At 74.3% G+C, this 13,391-nt stretch carries 14 protein-coding genes; 6 read left to right on the plus strand and 8 right to left on the minus strand.

The window, feature by feature from the left end; genetic code table 11:
* Window positions 1–7: 7 nt before the first annotated feature.
* Window positions 8–859 (minus strand): LysR family transcriptional regulator, encoded by an 852-nt coding sequence (locus tag ACIPSC_RS07400; protein ID WP_400823951.1) that lies wholly within the window; start codon window positions 857–859, stop codon window positions 8–10.
* An 81-nt stretch (window positions 860–940) separates the two neighbouring features.
* On the opposite strand from ACIPSC_RS07400, the gene ACIPSC_RS07405 reads away from it, so the two are divergent.
* Together ACIPSC_RS07405 and ACIPSC_RS07410 are read left to right on the plus strand one after the other, a co-directional pair.
* Window positions 941–1,447: a cupin domain-containing protein gene (locus ACIPSC_RS07405; RefSeq protein WP_400823954.1), complete on the plus strand. Its 507-nt coding sequence runs from the start codon at window positions 941–943 to the stop codon at window positions 1,445–1,447.
* A complete protein-coding gene (locus tag ACIPSC_RS07410) occupies window positions 1,444–1,806 on the plus strand; it encodes a DoxX family protein (protein ID WP_400823957.1) in 363 nt (120 codons plus the stop codon). Before ACIPSC_RS07405 ends, ACIPSC_RS07410 begins: the two co-directional genes overlap by 4 nt.
* A gap of 70 nt (window positions 1,807–1,876) precedes the next feature.
* On the opposite strand, the gene ACIPSC_RS07415 is transcribed toward ACIPSC_RS07410, so the two are convergent.
* Together ACIPSC_RS07415 and ACIPSC_RS07420 are read right to left on the minus strand one after the other, a co-directional pair.
* The gene (locus ACIPSC_RS07415) at window positions 1,877–2,839 is read right to left on the minus strand and encodes an ROK family protein (RefSeq protein ID WP_400823959.1); all 963 of its coding nucleotides are present in this window, start codon (window positions 2,837–2,839) and stop codon (window positions 1,877–1,879) included.
* Window positions 2,840–2,931: 92 nt separating this feature from the next.
* Window positions 2,932–4,338 carry an APC family permease gene (locus ACIPSC_RS07420; protein WP_400824099.1) on the minus strand — a complete coding sequence of 469 codons (1,407 nt, stop codon included), beginning with the start codon at window positions 4,336–4,338 and terminating at the stop codon, window positions 2,932–2,934.
* Window positions 4,339–4,698: 360 nt separating this feature from the next.
* Here ACIPSC_RS07420 and ACIPSC_RS07425 point away from each other — a divergent pair, with 360 nt between their 5' ends.
* Both ACIPSC_RS07425 and ACIPSC_RS07430 read left to right on the plus strand, forming a co-directional pair.
* Window positions 4,699–5,094 carry a peptidase inhibitor family I36 protein gene (locus ACIPSC_RS07425; RefSeq protein WP_400823961.1) on the plus strand — a complete coding sequence of 132 codons (396 nt, stop codon included), beginning with the start codon at window positions 4,699–4,701 and terminating at the stop codon, window positions 5,092–5,094.
* Between the two features lie 231 nt (window positions 5,095–5,325).
* Window positions 5,326–5,640: a hypothetical protein gene (locus tag ACIPSC_RS07430; protein WP_400823964.1), complete on the plus strand. Its 315-nt coding sequence runs from the start codon at window positions 5,326–5,328 to the stop codon at window positions 5,638–5,640.
* A 39-nt stretch (window positions 5,641–5,679) separates the two neighbouring features.
* Here ACIPSC_RS07430 and ACIPSC_RS07435 read toward each other — a convergent pair whose 3' ends face one another.
* Window positions 5,680–6,351, minus strand: a complete 672-nt coding sequence (locus tag ACIPSC_RS07435; protein ID WP_400823966.1) for a pyridoxamine 5'-phosphate oxidase family protein — start codon at window positions 6,349–6,351, stop codon at window positions 5,680–5,682.
* Between the two features lie 174 nt (window positions 6,352–6,525).
* Window positions 6,526–7,572: a zinc-dependent alcohol dehydrogenase family protein gene (locus tag ACIPSC_RS07440; RefSeq protein WP_400823968.1), complete on the minus strand. Its 1,047-nt coding sequence runs from the start codon at window positions 7,570–7,572 to the stop codon at window positions 6,526–6,528.
* A gap of 417 nt (window positions 7,573–7,989) precedes the next feature.
* On the opposite strand from ACIPSC_RS07440, the gene ACIPSC_RS07445 reads away from it, so the two are divergent.
* Window positions 7,990–9,759: a GAF domain-containing protein gene (locus ACIPSC_RS07445; protein ID WP_400823970.1), complete on the plus strand. Its 1,770-nt coding sequence runs from the start codon at window positions 7,990–7,992 to the stop codon at window positions 9,757–9,759.
* 49 nt (window positions 9,760–9,808) lie between these two features.
* Here ACIPSC_RS07445 and ACIPSC_RS07450 read toward each other — a convergent pair whose 3' ends face one another.
* Both ACIPSC_RS07450 and ACIPSC_RS07455 read right to left on the minus strand, forming a co-directional pair.
* On the minus strand, window positions 9,809–10,792 hold the full coding sequence (locus tag ACIPSC_RS07450) for an Acg family FMN-binding oxidoreductase (protein WP_400823972.1): 984 nt from the start codon (window positions 10,790–10,792) through the stop codon (window positions 9,809–9,811).
* Window positions 10,793–11,009: 217 nt separating this feature from the next.
* Window positions 11,010–11,702: a response regulator gene (locus ACIPSC_RS07455; RefSeq protein WP_400823974.1), complete on the minus strand. Its 693-nt coding sequence runs from the start codon at window positions 11,700–11,702 to the stop codon at window positions 11,010–11,012.
* 184 nt (window positions 11,703–11,886) lie between these two features.
* On the opposite strand from ACIPSC_RS07455, the gene ACIPSC_RS07460 reads away from it, so the two are divergent.
* On the plus strand, window positions 11,887–12,726 hold the full coding sequence (locus tag ACIPSC_RS07460) for a universal stress protein (RefSeq protein ID WP_400823976.1): 840 nt from the start codon (window positions 11,887–11,889) through the stop codon (window positions 12,724–12,726).
* A 24-nt stretch (window positions 12,727–12,750) separates the two neighbouring features.
* On the opposite strand, the gene ACIPSC_RS07465 is transcribed toward ACIPSC_RS07460, so the two are convergent.
* Window positions 12,751–13,374 carry a CGNR zinc finger domain-containing protein gene (locus ACIPSC_RS07465; RefSeq protein WP_400823978.1) on the minus strand — a complete coding sequence of 208 codons (624 nt, stop codon included), beginning with the start codon at window positions 13,372–13,374 and terminating at the stop codon, window positions 12,751–12,753.
* Between the last annotated feature and the right edge of the window lie 17 nt (window positions 13,375–13,391).

A 13,391-nucleotide genomic window follows, 5' to 3' on the forward strand; every position in this document is an offset into this window, starting at 1 on the left:
CCGGCCGTCAGTCCCGGTAGGCCGCCGCGGCGATCCGGACGAAGGAGCGGACCAGCGGGTTCGGGTCACTCCGGTTCCACGCCACGACCACCCGGCTCGGCGGCATGTCGACGACCGGCACCACGGCCAGCTCCCCGGGCGGGCGGTGCCCGAGCGGGGTCATCCCGACGGTGCCGTTCCAGAGCACCGCCTGAAGGCACTCCTGGACGGCGTGCACCACCGGACCCTGCCGGGGCGCTCCGCCGTGCCAGTACGCCTGCCAGAGCGGATCGGTGCCGTCCGGGAACCGGAACCAGCGCCGGTCGGCCAGGTCAGCCAGGTCCAGGCGGGGACGGCGGGCCAGCGGATCGTCGGCCCGCAGCACCGCGCCGACCGGGTCGGCCCGCAGCTCGTGCACCTCCAGGCCGGTCCCGTCGAACGGAGCCCGGGTGAGCGCCACGTCGACCGGGCCGGCGCGCAGCCCGCAGGTCGGATCGGTCAGGTCGGTCTCGCGGATGCGGACCTCCACGCCCGGGTGCCGCCGGCGGAACGCGGCGGCCAGCCTGGCCACGCCCGTGTCGGAACTGTCGCCCAGGATGCCGATGGTGAGGGTCGCGGGCCCGGCCACCGCGGCGATCCTGGCGCGCACCCGCTCGGCCCGGTCGAGCAGCTCCCGCGCCTCCTCCAACAGCGCCGCGCCGGCCGGGGTGAGCGTGACGCCCGTGGTGGAGCGGTGCAGCAGGACGGCGCCGAGCCCGGTCTCCAACTGCTTGATCGCCCGGCTCAGCGGGGGCTGGCTCATGTGCAGCCGGGCGGCGGCGCGGCCGAAGTGGAGTTCCTCGGCCACCGCCACGAAGTACCGCAGCGTACGTAGCTCCATGCTGCGACGATACCCGTACGGTATCGGCGGCCGCGGAACAGGTCTTGGACGGCCCCCGCGCCCCGGCGGTGCAATCGACCCATGACCGACGAACCGAACACCAGCGCACCGCCGCCCGCCCCCGCCGTCTCCGTGGTGGGCCCGGACGAGGGCGAGACGATCCTCCTCGGCACCACCCGGATGCGGATCCTGGAGGACGGCAGCACCACCGGGCACCGCCTCGGGATCGCCGAGTCCGTCCTCGCCCCGCACACCCCCGGACCGCCGCAGCACCGCCACGCCGCACACGACGAGGGCTTCTACATCGTCTCCGGCGCGGTGCGGTTCACCGTCGGGGACGAGGACCACGACGCGACCCCCGGCACCCTGGTCATGGTCCCGCCGGGGGCTCCGCACACCTTCGCCAACCCGGGCGACGAACCGGCCGTCATGCTCAGCACGTTCACGCCGGACCTGTACGTGCAGTACTTCCGGGACCTGCGGGACCTCTACGCGGGCGACGGCGGGGTGACGCCGCAGGCGCACCTGCGGGTGATGGGCCAGTACGCCACCGAGCCCGCCGCCGGCGCGGACCGGACGTCGTCGTGACCGCCGCGTACTGGGTCCTCGTCACGCCGCTCGCCCTCTTCTACCTCTACGCGGGCGGGTTGAAGGCGCTGCGGAGCCGTGAGCAGCTGCTGCCGATGATGGCCTGGGTGGGCAGCACGCCGATGCCGGTCGTCAGGGCGCTCGGGGCGATCGAGGTGCTCGGCGCGGCCGGCCTGGTCCTCCCGCCGCTGACCGGGATCGCCCCGGCGGCCGCCCCGGCCGCGGCCGTCGGCTTCGTGCTCCTGCAGGTCGCCGCGACCGGCGTCCACCTGCGCCGCGGGGACCGCCGGATCGGCCTCAACGCCGCCCTGCTGCTCGTAGCCGTCGCGACCGCCGCGTTGGCGACCACCTGGCTCTGATCCCGGGCGCGGTTCCGGGCGCGGTTCCGGGCGCGGTTCCGGGCGCGGTTCCGGCCGGCGGCCCGGCGCCTCAGACGGTGGCGCGGGCCGGGAGGTGGTCGAGGGCGAGGGCGATCGCGCCGTGCAGGGAGGCGTCGGCGGAGAAGCGGGCCGGCCGGACGGCCGGCGGGAAAGGCACGGCCCGGGCGAGACGCCCGGTCAGGGCCCGGAGGATCACCGGCCCGGCGGCCATCATGCCGCCGCCGACCACGACCCGCTCCGGGTCCACCAGGACGGCCATGTTGGCGACGGCCGTCGCGAGGGTGTCCAGCGCCTCGTGGGCGATCCGCCGGGCGACCGGGTCCTCGCTGGTGAACAGCCGGTCCGCGGTCAGCTCCTCGCCGAGCTCGGCGGTGCAGCGCTCGGCGAGCGCCTTGCCGCCGACCAGCTCCTCCAGCGGCGCGTGGCCGTCCGCGAAGGTGGCGGCCGGGGTGCCGGCCGGGTGTCCGGGGTCCAGGTAGGCGATCTCGCCGGCCGCCTGGTGGGCACCGCCGAGCACCCGGCCGCCGATGGTGAGCGCGGCGGCGATGCCGGTGCCGAGACTGAGGTAGACGCCGGGGTCGGCGCCGCGCAGGGCGCCGAGGCGCAGCTCCGCGAGGGCGCCGGCGCGGACGTCGTTGGCCACGGCGACGCTGTCGACGCCGAGTTCGAGCGCCAGGCGGTCGGCGAGGGCCAGGGTCTCCCAGCCGGGCAGATTCGGGGTGAGAAGTATCCGGTCCGGCTGGATCACACCGGGGCTGACCGCCGCGTGGGCGGCGACCGGCACGCCGAGGGCGGTCCGGGCGTGGTCGGCGAGCTCGCGGGCCGCCGCACCGGCGCGGGCGAGGACCTGGTCGGGACCGTGCTCGGCCCGGGTGGCGAACCGGATCCGCCGCACCGGGGTGCCGGCGGAGTCGGCAAGCGCGACCTCGGTCTTGGTGCCGCCGAAGTCGATGCCGATGACGGCGGCCTCCGGGCGGGCGGGCGAGCGGGTGTCGGCGGTGTCCGGGATCAAGGAGTGGTCCTCACATGGTTGCCGGCCGGCGGGTGGTGGCGGTGCGACGCCACCGCCCGCCGGCCGGGGGTCGGGCGTGAACGGGCGGCCGGCTACCCGGCCTGCGTGCTCACGGTGTCGGCGGGCTGGACTTCCAGGAAGGCCTCGCGGATCTCCTTCGGGCCGAACGGCCAGGCGCCCTCGACCTTGGACCAGATCAGGTAGGCGGCACAGCCGAGGGCGACCCAGGCCAGCGACCATTCGATCGGGTGGACGCCGGGGTTGGCCTTGTCCGCGTAGCCGTAGATGACCAGCCAGCCGATGGCGGCGACGATGCCGGGCAGCGGGTAGAGCCACATCCCGTACGGGCGGGCGAGGCCGGGCTGGCGCTTGCGGAGCACGGTGACGGCCGCGATCTGGGCGAGCGCCTGGACGATCACCATCACGCTGGTGAGCAGGGTGATCAGGACGGTCAGCGGCGGGTGCTCGGCGGCGTTGCCGATGTGGCGGGCGAACAGGAAGCCCGCGGCGGTGATGGCGCCCATGGAGACCAGGCCGACCACCGGGAACCCGTGCCTGGGGTGCAGCTTGCCGAACGAGCGGAAGAACATGCCGTCCCGGGCCGCGTCGTAGGGGACGCGGGAGCCGCCGAGCAGGCCGGCGTAGACGGAGGCGAAGGCGGTGACCAGGATCAGGACCGTCACCGTCCGGGCCGCCCCCTTGCCCCAGGTCTGCTCCAGCACCGCGGAGGCGACCGACTTGGCGGCGATGTTGTCGGGGTCGAGCATGTCCTGCCAGGGGATCACGCCGAGGACGCCGATCTGCATCAGCAGGTAGACGGCCATGATGGCGATGATCGAGAAGATGATGGCGCGCGGCATCACCCGGCCCGGGTTCTTGACCTCGGCGCCGAGGTAGGCGGCGGTGTTGTAGCCGAGGTAGTCGTAGATGCCGATGGTCAGGCCGGCGGCGAAGCCGATCCAGAACTGGCCGTGGGTCAGCTCGATCGCGTGGTCGGGCCAGGTGAAGGCCATCGAGGGGTGGAAGTCGGTGAAGGAAGCGAGGATCACCGCGGTGACCGAGACGATCATCACGCCCCACATCACGACGGTGATCTTCCCGATGTTCTCGACCTTGCGCCACAGCAGCAGCACGACCAGCGCGAGGACCGCCACGCCGACGATGTCGCCCTGCCCGGTGGTCATGTCCGGCCACAGGTAGGCCAGGTACTGCACCAGGCCCTGGACGCCGGTGGACATGATCAGGGGGATGAAGAGCATCGCCGTCCAGACGAACAGGAACGGCATCAGCCGTCCGCTGCGGTACTGGAAGGCCTCGCGCAGGTAGACGTAGGTGCCGCCGGCGCCGGGGAGCGAGGCGCCGAGCTCGGCCCAGACCAGGCCGTCGACGAGGGCGAGCACCGCGCCGGCTATCCAGCCGACGACGGCCTGCGGGCCGCCGAAGGCGCCGACCATCAGCGGGATGGTGACGAACGGGCCGATCCCGCACATCTGGCTCATGTTGATCGCGGTGGCCTGGAAGAGGCCGATTCTTCGGGCGAAGCCTGCGGACACAGGTGGCTCCAGGGGGGTGGGGACGAACCGGGGAGGAAGGACGCGGGGATCAAGTTAAGGACCATTACTAACTACGTCAAGGGACTGCGCGGGAGTGCGACCCCCGAACGCGCGACGAGCCCGGGGCCGACCACCACCTCCGGAACGGCCCGGCCGAGCGTCCCCATCGAGCCGGCGACACAACTTCGTACCCGATCCGGTGGTTTGGATCCCGGATCCGGACGATCACGCCCGGGGCGCCGACAGAATGGATGCATCGGGCCCGAACCGACCATGAACCGCCTTACTCGCCAATGGAGTTCGCTGATGCGTTTCCGGACCACCGCCCTCGCCGTCGGCGCGGCCGCCCTGCTCACTGCCGGCCTCGCAGCCGCACCCGCCACCGCGACGACGCCGCGCTCCGCCACGGCCGTGCGCCAGTTCGACGGCGGCAACTGCCCTGCCCAGAGCCTCTGCCTCTACCGCGACTACAACTACACGGGCGGCGGCATCGCCCTGCAGGCCGGGGACGAGATCCCCTGGCTCGGCGACTACGGCTTCAACGACCGGATGTCCTCCTGGTCCAACGACACCGGTGTCACCTGCTACTGGTACACGGACGCCTACTTCAGCGGCGACGAGCACGACATGAAGAACCGTTACCGGGTGAACGTCCTCCCGTCGGAGAACGACATGGCCTCCGCGGTGACCTGCGCCTACTGAACCACCTGGTGGTGAGACAGGCCCCCGGGTCCGCCGGCCAGCGGCCGGCGGACCCGGGCGAGCGGCTCCGTGCGGTACGACCCCCGCGGCCGGTCCGGCGCCCGCCCGTGGGAGGGTGTTCCCGGGCGGCGGCGGGCGGTTGCACGGGCCGTGCCGCGGGGAGGACGTCGGAGACGGCCGGGAAGGCCAAGGGGAACGCCGATGATGTTCGGGTAATCGGACGAATGGCTGGTGCTGCTCTTCGTCCCGGTGTTGCTGTGGGTGCCGACCGGCCCCTTCGCGATGGCCGCCATGGGGGCGTGGTGCGCCCGCCGACCGGGGTGGCGGCCACGACTCTGGTCCCTGCTGCTCCCCGCGGTACCGGTCGCGGTCTCGGCCACCAACGCGATCCTGCCCACGGACACCTGGGACGAACCGACCTGGCTGGGCGACTTCCTCGGCTACCTCGGCTTCTACGTCGGCGCGATCACGCTCCTGCCCTGGTTGCTCGGCTACGGCATCACCCGCGCACGACACACCCTGCGCACCCGCCGGAGCCGGGCCTGAAGGCCCGAGTCTGCGGACTCCCGCCGGGCACGGGCCGGTTCAGCCGCTGCCGATGCGGCGGCCGGTGATCTCGTCCGGGCGGATGCGCACCCACTGGGCACGGCCGCCGCCCGCCCACGGGGCGGTACCGGGCAGCAGGGAGAGCCGTTCCTGCTCGTCGGGGTCCTCGACGTGGTGGGCCTCGCCGAGGATCAGCACACTCCAGCCCTGGCTCATCCGGTCGTCGATGTGGTCCACCTGGAAGGAGACCGGCGAGCCGTCGGGCGGCGAGGCGGCTCCGCGGGCGGACGTGCGGTAGACGATCGTCCCGGCGTCCACCGCGTAGTTGACCGGGAAGACGGCCGGCGCGGGCTGGACCGGCAGGCCGACCCGGCCGATGCCGTGGGTGCCGACCAGGTCCCAGCACTCGGGCTCGGTCAGGTGCAGGAGCAGCGGCCGCGGGCCGGGGTCGCCCTGCCCCGGCGGGGCGTCGGCGCGGCCTTCGAGCAGTTCCGCCCAGGTCATCCGGAGCGCGGCGGCGATCCGGACGAAGCCGGCCGAATCGAACGCCGGACCGACGTCCAGGAGGTGCCGCAGGTAGCGGGGCGCCATGGCCGCCTGGTAGGCCAGCATCTCGTCGGTCAGACCGAGTTGGTCGCGACGCTCGCGGACGCGGCGGGCGACGGCGGCCGGCTCGGCCCGCTGGACGGCTTCGGGGTCTGGGGTGTTCATCCTCTGCTCCTCGGATCGCCGGTGCCCGCGGGCGCCGTCCGGCCTCGCTCGGCATCGTCCGGCCTGTTCTGGTCTGATCTGGTCTGATCTGGTCTCGTTCGGCGTCATTTCGGCATCGCCGGTGGTCGTCCGTTCTGGTGCTCCGTCGTACCGACGCCGCTCTGCCCGTCCGGGTCAGGCGGTCCGGAAGAGTGCGACCTTGAGGGCGCTGTTCGCGCCGGCGTCGGCGAACACGTCGTAGGCCTCCTGCATCTCGTCGAGGCCGAAGCGGTGGGTGACCAGCCCGGCGACGTCCAGCCGGCCGGCCGCCAGCATGTCGAGCAGCAGCGGGGTGCTGTGCGTGTCGACCAGGCCGGTGGTGATGGTGACGTTGCGGATCCAGAGCTCCTCCAGGTGCAGCAGCGCCGGCCTGCCGTGCACGCCGACGTTGGCGACCCGGCCGCCGGGGCGCACCAGACGCGTGCAGAGCTCGAAGGACTCCGGGACGCCGACCGCCTCGATCGCGACGTCCGCGCCGAGCCCGTCCCGGGTCAGCTCGCGCACCGCGTCCACGGTGGCTTCGGCGGCGGTGAGCACGGTGTCGGCACCGAACCGCTTGGCGGCGTCGAGCCGGCTCGGTGCGAGGTCGACGGCGACGATGCGGGACGGGCTGTACAGCCGGGCGGTGAGGATCGCGGCGAGGCCGATCGGCCCCGCGCCGACGACCACCACCGTGTCGCCCGGCCCGACCCGGCCGTTGCGGATCCCCACCTCGTAGGAGGTGGGCAGGATGTCCGCGAGCAGGAGCGCGTCCTCGTCGGTGACGCCGTCGGGCAGCCGGTGGAGCGAGGTGTCCGCGAAGGGGGTGCGGACGTACTCGGCCTGGCAGCCGTCGATCAGGTGGCCGAGGATCCAGCCGCCCCCGCCGGTGCACTGGCCGTAGCTCGCGCCGCGGCAGTAGGCGCAGCGGCCGCAGGCGGAGATGCAGGAGACCACGACGCGGTCGCCGACGCGGACGGTGCGGACGCCCGGTCCGGTCGCGGTGACGGTGCCGACGGCCTCGTGGCCGAGGATCCGGCCCTCGGTGACCTCGGGGACGTCGCCCTTGAGGATGTGCAGGTCGGTGCCGCAGATGGTGACGGCGTCCACCCGGACGACGGCGTCCTCGGGGTCGCGGACGACCGGGTCGGGAACCTCGCCCCAGGTGCGACGGCCCGGTCCGTGGAACGTCAGTGCCTTCATGCCCTGCTCACTCCTCTCGGGCACCTCGGGGGCACCCGCCATGTGCGCCGCACGGGCGGTCACCCGGGTGCCGCTCCGGCGCGTCGCAGACGCCTCGCAAGCCTCTCCCGGGCGCGCCTCGGGCGCCTCCCGGACGCGCCCTCCCGGATCTGCCTGTCGGACGTGTGTCCCGGATCCGCCTCCCGGACGTGTGCCCCGGTCGGTGGGGCGGCGATACCGGAAGGCGTGGGTCCGGTTCCGCCCGCCCTTCCACTGTTCCGCCGGGTGACGGGCCCCGCCAGGGGCCGCGCGGCCCTGCGCCCGGGCCGACCGGCCCTGCGCGCCGCCGGACGCACGCCCGGCGCCGCGGGCCGCCGGTCTCTACGCTGGTCAGTGGCGGGCACGTCGGTGGCATCGGGCGAGCCACGGAGGATTCCCTTGGGCAGCGCATCACAGCATCCGGAGACTTCGGAGCGTTCGGAAGGGCCGGAGCGTCCGGAGGGACCCGAGAACCCCGCCCCCGTACCGAAGCTACGCCTGGACGAGCTGCTGGACGAGCTCCAGGCCCGGCTGGACGCGGCCCGGGGCACCCGCGACCGGGTGCACAGCCTGCTGGAGGCGGTGCTGGCCGTCGGGCGCGACCTGGAGCTCGAACAGGCGCTGCGCCACATCGTCGAGGCGGCGGTGACCCTCGTCGACGCCGAGTACGGCGCACTCGGCGTGATCGGCGAGGACCAGCGGCTCTCCCAGTTCATCCCGGTGGGGGTCTCCGACGACCAGGTCCGGATGATCGGATCCCTGCCGTCCGGGCACGGGGTGCTGGGCGAGCTGATCCGCCGCCCGGAGCCGCTGCGGCTGGCACGGCTCTCCGACCACCCGGCCTCCTACGGCTTCCCGGCCCACCACCCGCCGATGCAGTCGTTCCTGGGCGTGCCGATCAGGGTCCGGGAGAAGGTGTTCGGCAATCTCTACCTCACCGAGAAGCGGGGCGGCGGCGAGTTCGACGCCGAGGACGAGTCGGTGCTCGCCACCCTCGCCGTCGCCGCCGGGGTCGCCATCGACAACGCCCGCCTGTACGCCCGGGCGCGGCTGCGCGAGCGGTGGCTGCAGGCGAGCGCGGAGGTCACCAACGGCCTGCTGTCCGGGCAGGCGGAGCAGGACGTCCTCGACCTGCTCGTCACCCGGGCGGCCGAGGTCGCCGGCGCGGACCTGGCGGTGGTCGCCCTCCCCCTCCCGGAGACCGAGGAGCTGGAGGTGCGGATCGCCTCCGGCCTCGGCGAGCTGCAGCACCGCGGCCTGGTCGTCCCCGTCGACGGGTCCTTCGTCGGCGCCGCCGTGCGCACCGGCGGGCTCGTGGTCAGCACCGACGTCCGCAAGGACCCGCGGATCACCGCCGGCCCGCCCCGCTGGGAGGGCCTCGGCCCGGCCGTCGCGGTGCCGATCGGCACCCCCGAGCACGGGGTGCGCGGCGTCCTGATGCTGGCCCGGGCGGCCGGCGCCGCACTGTTCGGCGAGGACGAGTCCGCTCCGCTGCTGGGCTTCGCCGGCCAGGCGGCAGTGGCCATGGAGCTGGCCGAACGCCGCCGCGACTCCGAGCGGGTCGCGCTGCTGCAGGAGCGCGACCGGATCGCCCGCGACCTGCACGACCTGGCGATCCAGCGGCTCTTCGCCACCGGCATGACCCTCCAGGGCGCCACCCGCTTCATCGAGCACCCGGAGGCTGCCGACCGCGTACTGCGGGCCATCGACGACCTGGACGACACGGCCAAGACGATCCGCGCCACCATCTTCGGCCTGCGCCTGCGGGAGACCGGTCCGGCCGCCACCGGCCTGCGGACCCGGGTCGTCGAGGTGGTCGAGCGGGCCGCCCGGACGCTCGGCTTCACCCCGTCCGTCCGAATGACCGGCCTGCTCGACGTCACCGTGCCCGCCGAGACCGCCGACGCCGCGATCGCCGTGCTGGAGGAGGCACTCTCCAACGCCGCCCGGCACGCCGAAGCCCGCTCGGTCGAGATCACGATCGGCGCGGGGTCGGAGCTGTCACTGACCGTGACGGACGACGGCATCGGCCTCCCGGCCGGTGGCCGGCGCAGCGGCCTGGCCAACCTGGCCGACCGGGCCGCCGCCCTCGGCGGCAGCTTCACCGCCCGCGGCCGCCCCGAGGGCGGCACCGAACTCCTGTGGCGGGTCCCGCTGCCGGCCGGCTGAGACGGTCGCGTCCTGGCGGGCGCCGGCATCGCCGCCGGCCCGCGGCCCTTCAGCCCTCCGGGTCCAGCACGTCCCCGGGTGCGAGGCGGGGCGTGGCGGCGCCCTCCGGACCGTATCCGAGGCGGATCAGCATCTGGACGTGGCCCGGCCGCTGGTGCGGCTCGCGGGTGGCCCAGCGCAGGTAGGGCCACTCCATCGCCTGGTGGAACAGCGAGGCCCGGACGCCGTGGACGGTGGCCGCGAGAAGGACGTGCTCCAGGGCGATCCCGGCGCGCAGCCAGTCCACGGGCCGGTCGTGCGCGGTGGAGAGCACCGCGATCCGGGGCTCGCGCTCGAAGGTGGCGGGGGTCCGGTGCTCGGTGGCCCGGATCGCGGCGAAGTCGCGCATCGGCACGTTCCCGGTGCGGTCCTGCGGGCCCAGCGCGCGGGCCGGGATGCCGTAGGGCGGCAGGTCGCCGCCGTGGACCCACCTGCGGCTCTCGTCGTGCGCGGCGGCGTCGGTGGTGTTGCGCCGCTCGGCCTCGGCGGTGATCTCCAGCAGCCGGGCGGTCTCCTCCCGGTCGGGCAGGCCCAGCGACGCGTCCTCCGTGCGGGCGGCGGTCACCAGCTCGTCCAGGACCGCCGGCGGGACGGGGTCCCCGGTGAACGGGGTGCGGATGGTGTGGCGGTGCCAGATCGCCTCGTACAGGTCGTCGGTGCCGGGGGCCCGGGCCGGGGCGGAAACGTCCAGCTCGACGGCGGCGAAGAGGTCCGGTTCGGCCGGGTCGGGCAGCAGCCGCACCTGCGGCGCCCAGCCGAGGTACCGGGCGGCGACACACAGGTTGAGCACGGCCGCACCGACCGAGATGTGCATCGCTCGGCCCTGCGGGTCGGCGGCCGGGACGGCCCGCTCGCGGGCGGCGCGGACCTCCAGGGTCGAGGTCTCCGGCTGGAGCCGGAAGTGCCAGGGCTGGCTGTTGTGGATCGAGGGGGCGGCGACCGCCGCGGAGACCAGCTTCTCCAACGCGGCGGCGTCGAGGGCGAGGGTGGACATGACCGTCTCCTGATCTCCGGGCTCGGCGTCTGCGCCAATGTCTCCGCCGGCGTCTCCGGCAGTGTCTTCGCCGGCGTCTCCAGCGTCCCGGTCTCCTCGGCCGGGCCTGCGGGGCGTGTCGGCCCCACCACCACCGTGCGGCCGGAGCCGGGGGCACCGCATGGGCCGTTCGGCTCAATCTGCCGGCCCGAGGGGCTCCACACCGGAAGCACACCGCTCAGTGCGGGTGGTGGCGGTGCTGCTCGGGATCGGCGTGCGCAGCGAGGACGGCCGCCTGGAGGCGCCGTTCCACGCCGAGCTTGGCGAGCAGCCGCGAGACGTGGTTCTTCACCGTCTTCTCGGCGAGGTAGAGCTCCTGGCCGATCTGCCGGTTGGTCTTCCCCTCCCCCACCAGGGCCAGGATCTCCCGCTCGCGCGGGGTCAGCTGGGCCAGCGCGGCCTCGGTCTCGCTCTCCTCGTGGTGGCGCAGGCTCTCCATCAGCTTGCGGGTGGTCGCCGGGTCGAGCATGGACTGCCCCGACGCCACTGTGCGCACCGCACTCACCAGGTCGGCGCCCTTGACCTGCTTCAGCACGTACCCGGCCGCACCGGCCATGATCGCGTCGAGCAGGGCGTCGTCGTCGTCGAACGAGGTCAGCATCAGGCAGGCCAGCCCGGGCAGGCGGTCCCGCAGCTCCCGGCAGACGGTGACCCCGTCGCCGTCCGGCAGCCGCACGTCGAGGATGGCGACGTCCGGCCGCAGGGCCGGGATGCGGGCCAGCGCCTGCGCACAGGTGGCCGCCTCACCGGCGACCTCGATGTCTGGCTCCGCCTCCAGCAGGTCCCGCACCCCGCGCCGGACCACCTCGTGGTCGTCCAGCAGGAACACCCGCACCGGCCGAGCCCCCGTCGCCGGCTCACTCGCGTCCATCGCCTGCTCCCTGGGTCGCCGGGGCGGTCACCCCACCGATTCTCCGCGCCGGGCCGGTCGGCCGCACCAGCGGACGCCGACCGGCCGTCCGACCGCCCGTTCGCCGACCGGCGGCGTACCGGGAGCGGGCATAGCCTGGACCCACCGGCCGACCGGCGCTGCGCCGCGAACTGGAGGATGCGCCTTGAACGGACCCGTCACCGTGGGGATCGACGCATCGGAGCCGAGCGAGGCCGCCCTCGACTGGGCCGCCGAGGAGGCGATTCGCCGACAGCTCACGCTGCGCCTCGTGCGCGCCCCCGAACTGCCCTCCGGCCGGGAGGAGGACGGGGCCCTGCTCGCCGTCGAGCGCGCCCGGGTCGCCGCCCTGCACCCGAGGCTCCTGGTCACCGCCGACCTCGTGGACGGCAAGCCGCGCGAAGTCCTCACCGCGGCAGCCGAGCAGGCGACACTGCTGGTGGTCGGCGCCCGCGGCTCGGGCGGATTCCCCAAACTCCTCCTCGGCTCGACCACCCTCCATCTGGCCGCGCAGGCACCCTGCCCGGTCGTCGTGGTCCGCACCGCCGAGCCGGCGGCCGACCCAGCCGTGGTGGTCGGCGTCGAGGGCGAGGAGCACGAGGAACCGGTGCTCGCGTACGCCTTCCTGGCGGCCCGGCGGCTGGGCCTGCCACTGGACGTCGTGCACGCCTGGACCAATCCGCTGCTGATGGGCCCCGGCCACGAAGTCCCCCTGGTGTACGAGGAGTCGCACGTCGAGGCCGAGCACAAACGGATGCTCGCCGAGGTGCTGACGGGCTGGCGGGAACGCTTCCCGGACGTCTCCGTGACCACGACCCTCGCCCGCTCCAGCCCGGCGAAGCAGCTCGTGTCCGCATCGGCCGGCCGCACCCTCCTCGTCGTCGGCCGCCACGGCCGCCCCCGCGGCCCGTTCGGCCGTCTCGGCTCCACCAGCCAGGCCGTCGTCCAGCACGCCGAGTGCCCCGTCGTCGTCGTCCCGACGGGCGTGAACCTCCCCCAGCCGTAGCTACGAGGTGGCCACGCCGCGGCGTCACGCCTCGGGCGGTGCCTCACTCTCCCGGCGCTGCCGCCGGCGGTAGTTGCGCATGGACACCTGGGAGCCGCAGCCGGTACTGCAGTAGAGCCCTGAGCCGTTGCGGGTGCGGTCGAAGAAGCCGAAGTGGCACGGGGGGTTGCGGCACGCCTTGATGCGCCCCCAGTCGCCGGTCTGCGCGAAGGTCGTCACCGCGGCCAGGACGGTCCCGAACACACGCGGCACCCCGGCCTGCGGCGACGCCAGCTCGACGCCACCGGCGGTGACCACCGTCGCCAGCGGGTAGAGCGCACCTGCGCGCCGCAGGTGTTGCTCGGCGTGCCGGAGCGGCTCGCCCAGGCTCTCCTCGTCGCCCGAGTGCGCGAGCAGCAGGGTCACCAGGGCGTCACGCAGCTCGCGCGCGGCCGCGGCATCGGCATCGGTCGCCACCGCCTCGCCGCCGAACTCGTCTCCGAACTCGTCGTGCTCCGCGAGCCATGCCGCGAACGAGTGCCCGTCCCCGAACAGCTCCTGCCGGCCGCCGCCGTCCGCGCGCGTGTTCACGAACGCGAGCACGGTCTCCACCGTCGGCACGACGGTGCGCGGGCTGGGTTTCGCAGATCCGGCTGCAACGCTGCTCATCACCCCATCGTACAGCA

It is taken from the genome of Kitasatospora sp. NPDC090091, from assembly GCF_044747365.1.
Lineage (GTDB): Bacteria > Actinomycetota > Actinomycetes > Streptomycetales > Streptomycetaceae > Kitasatospora.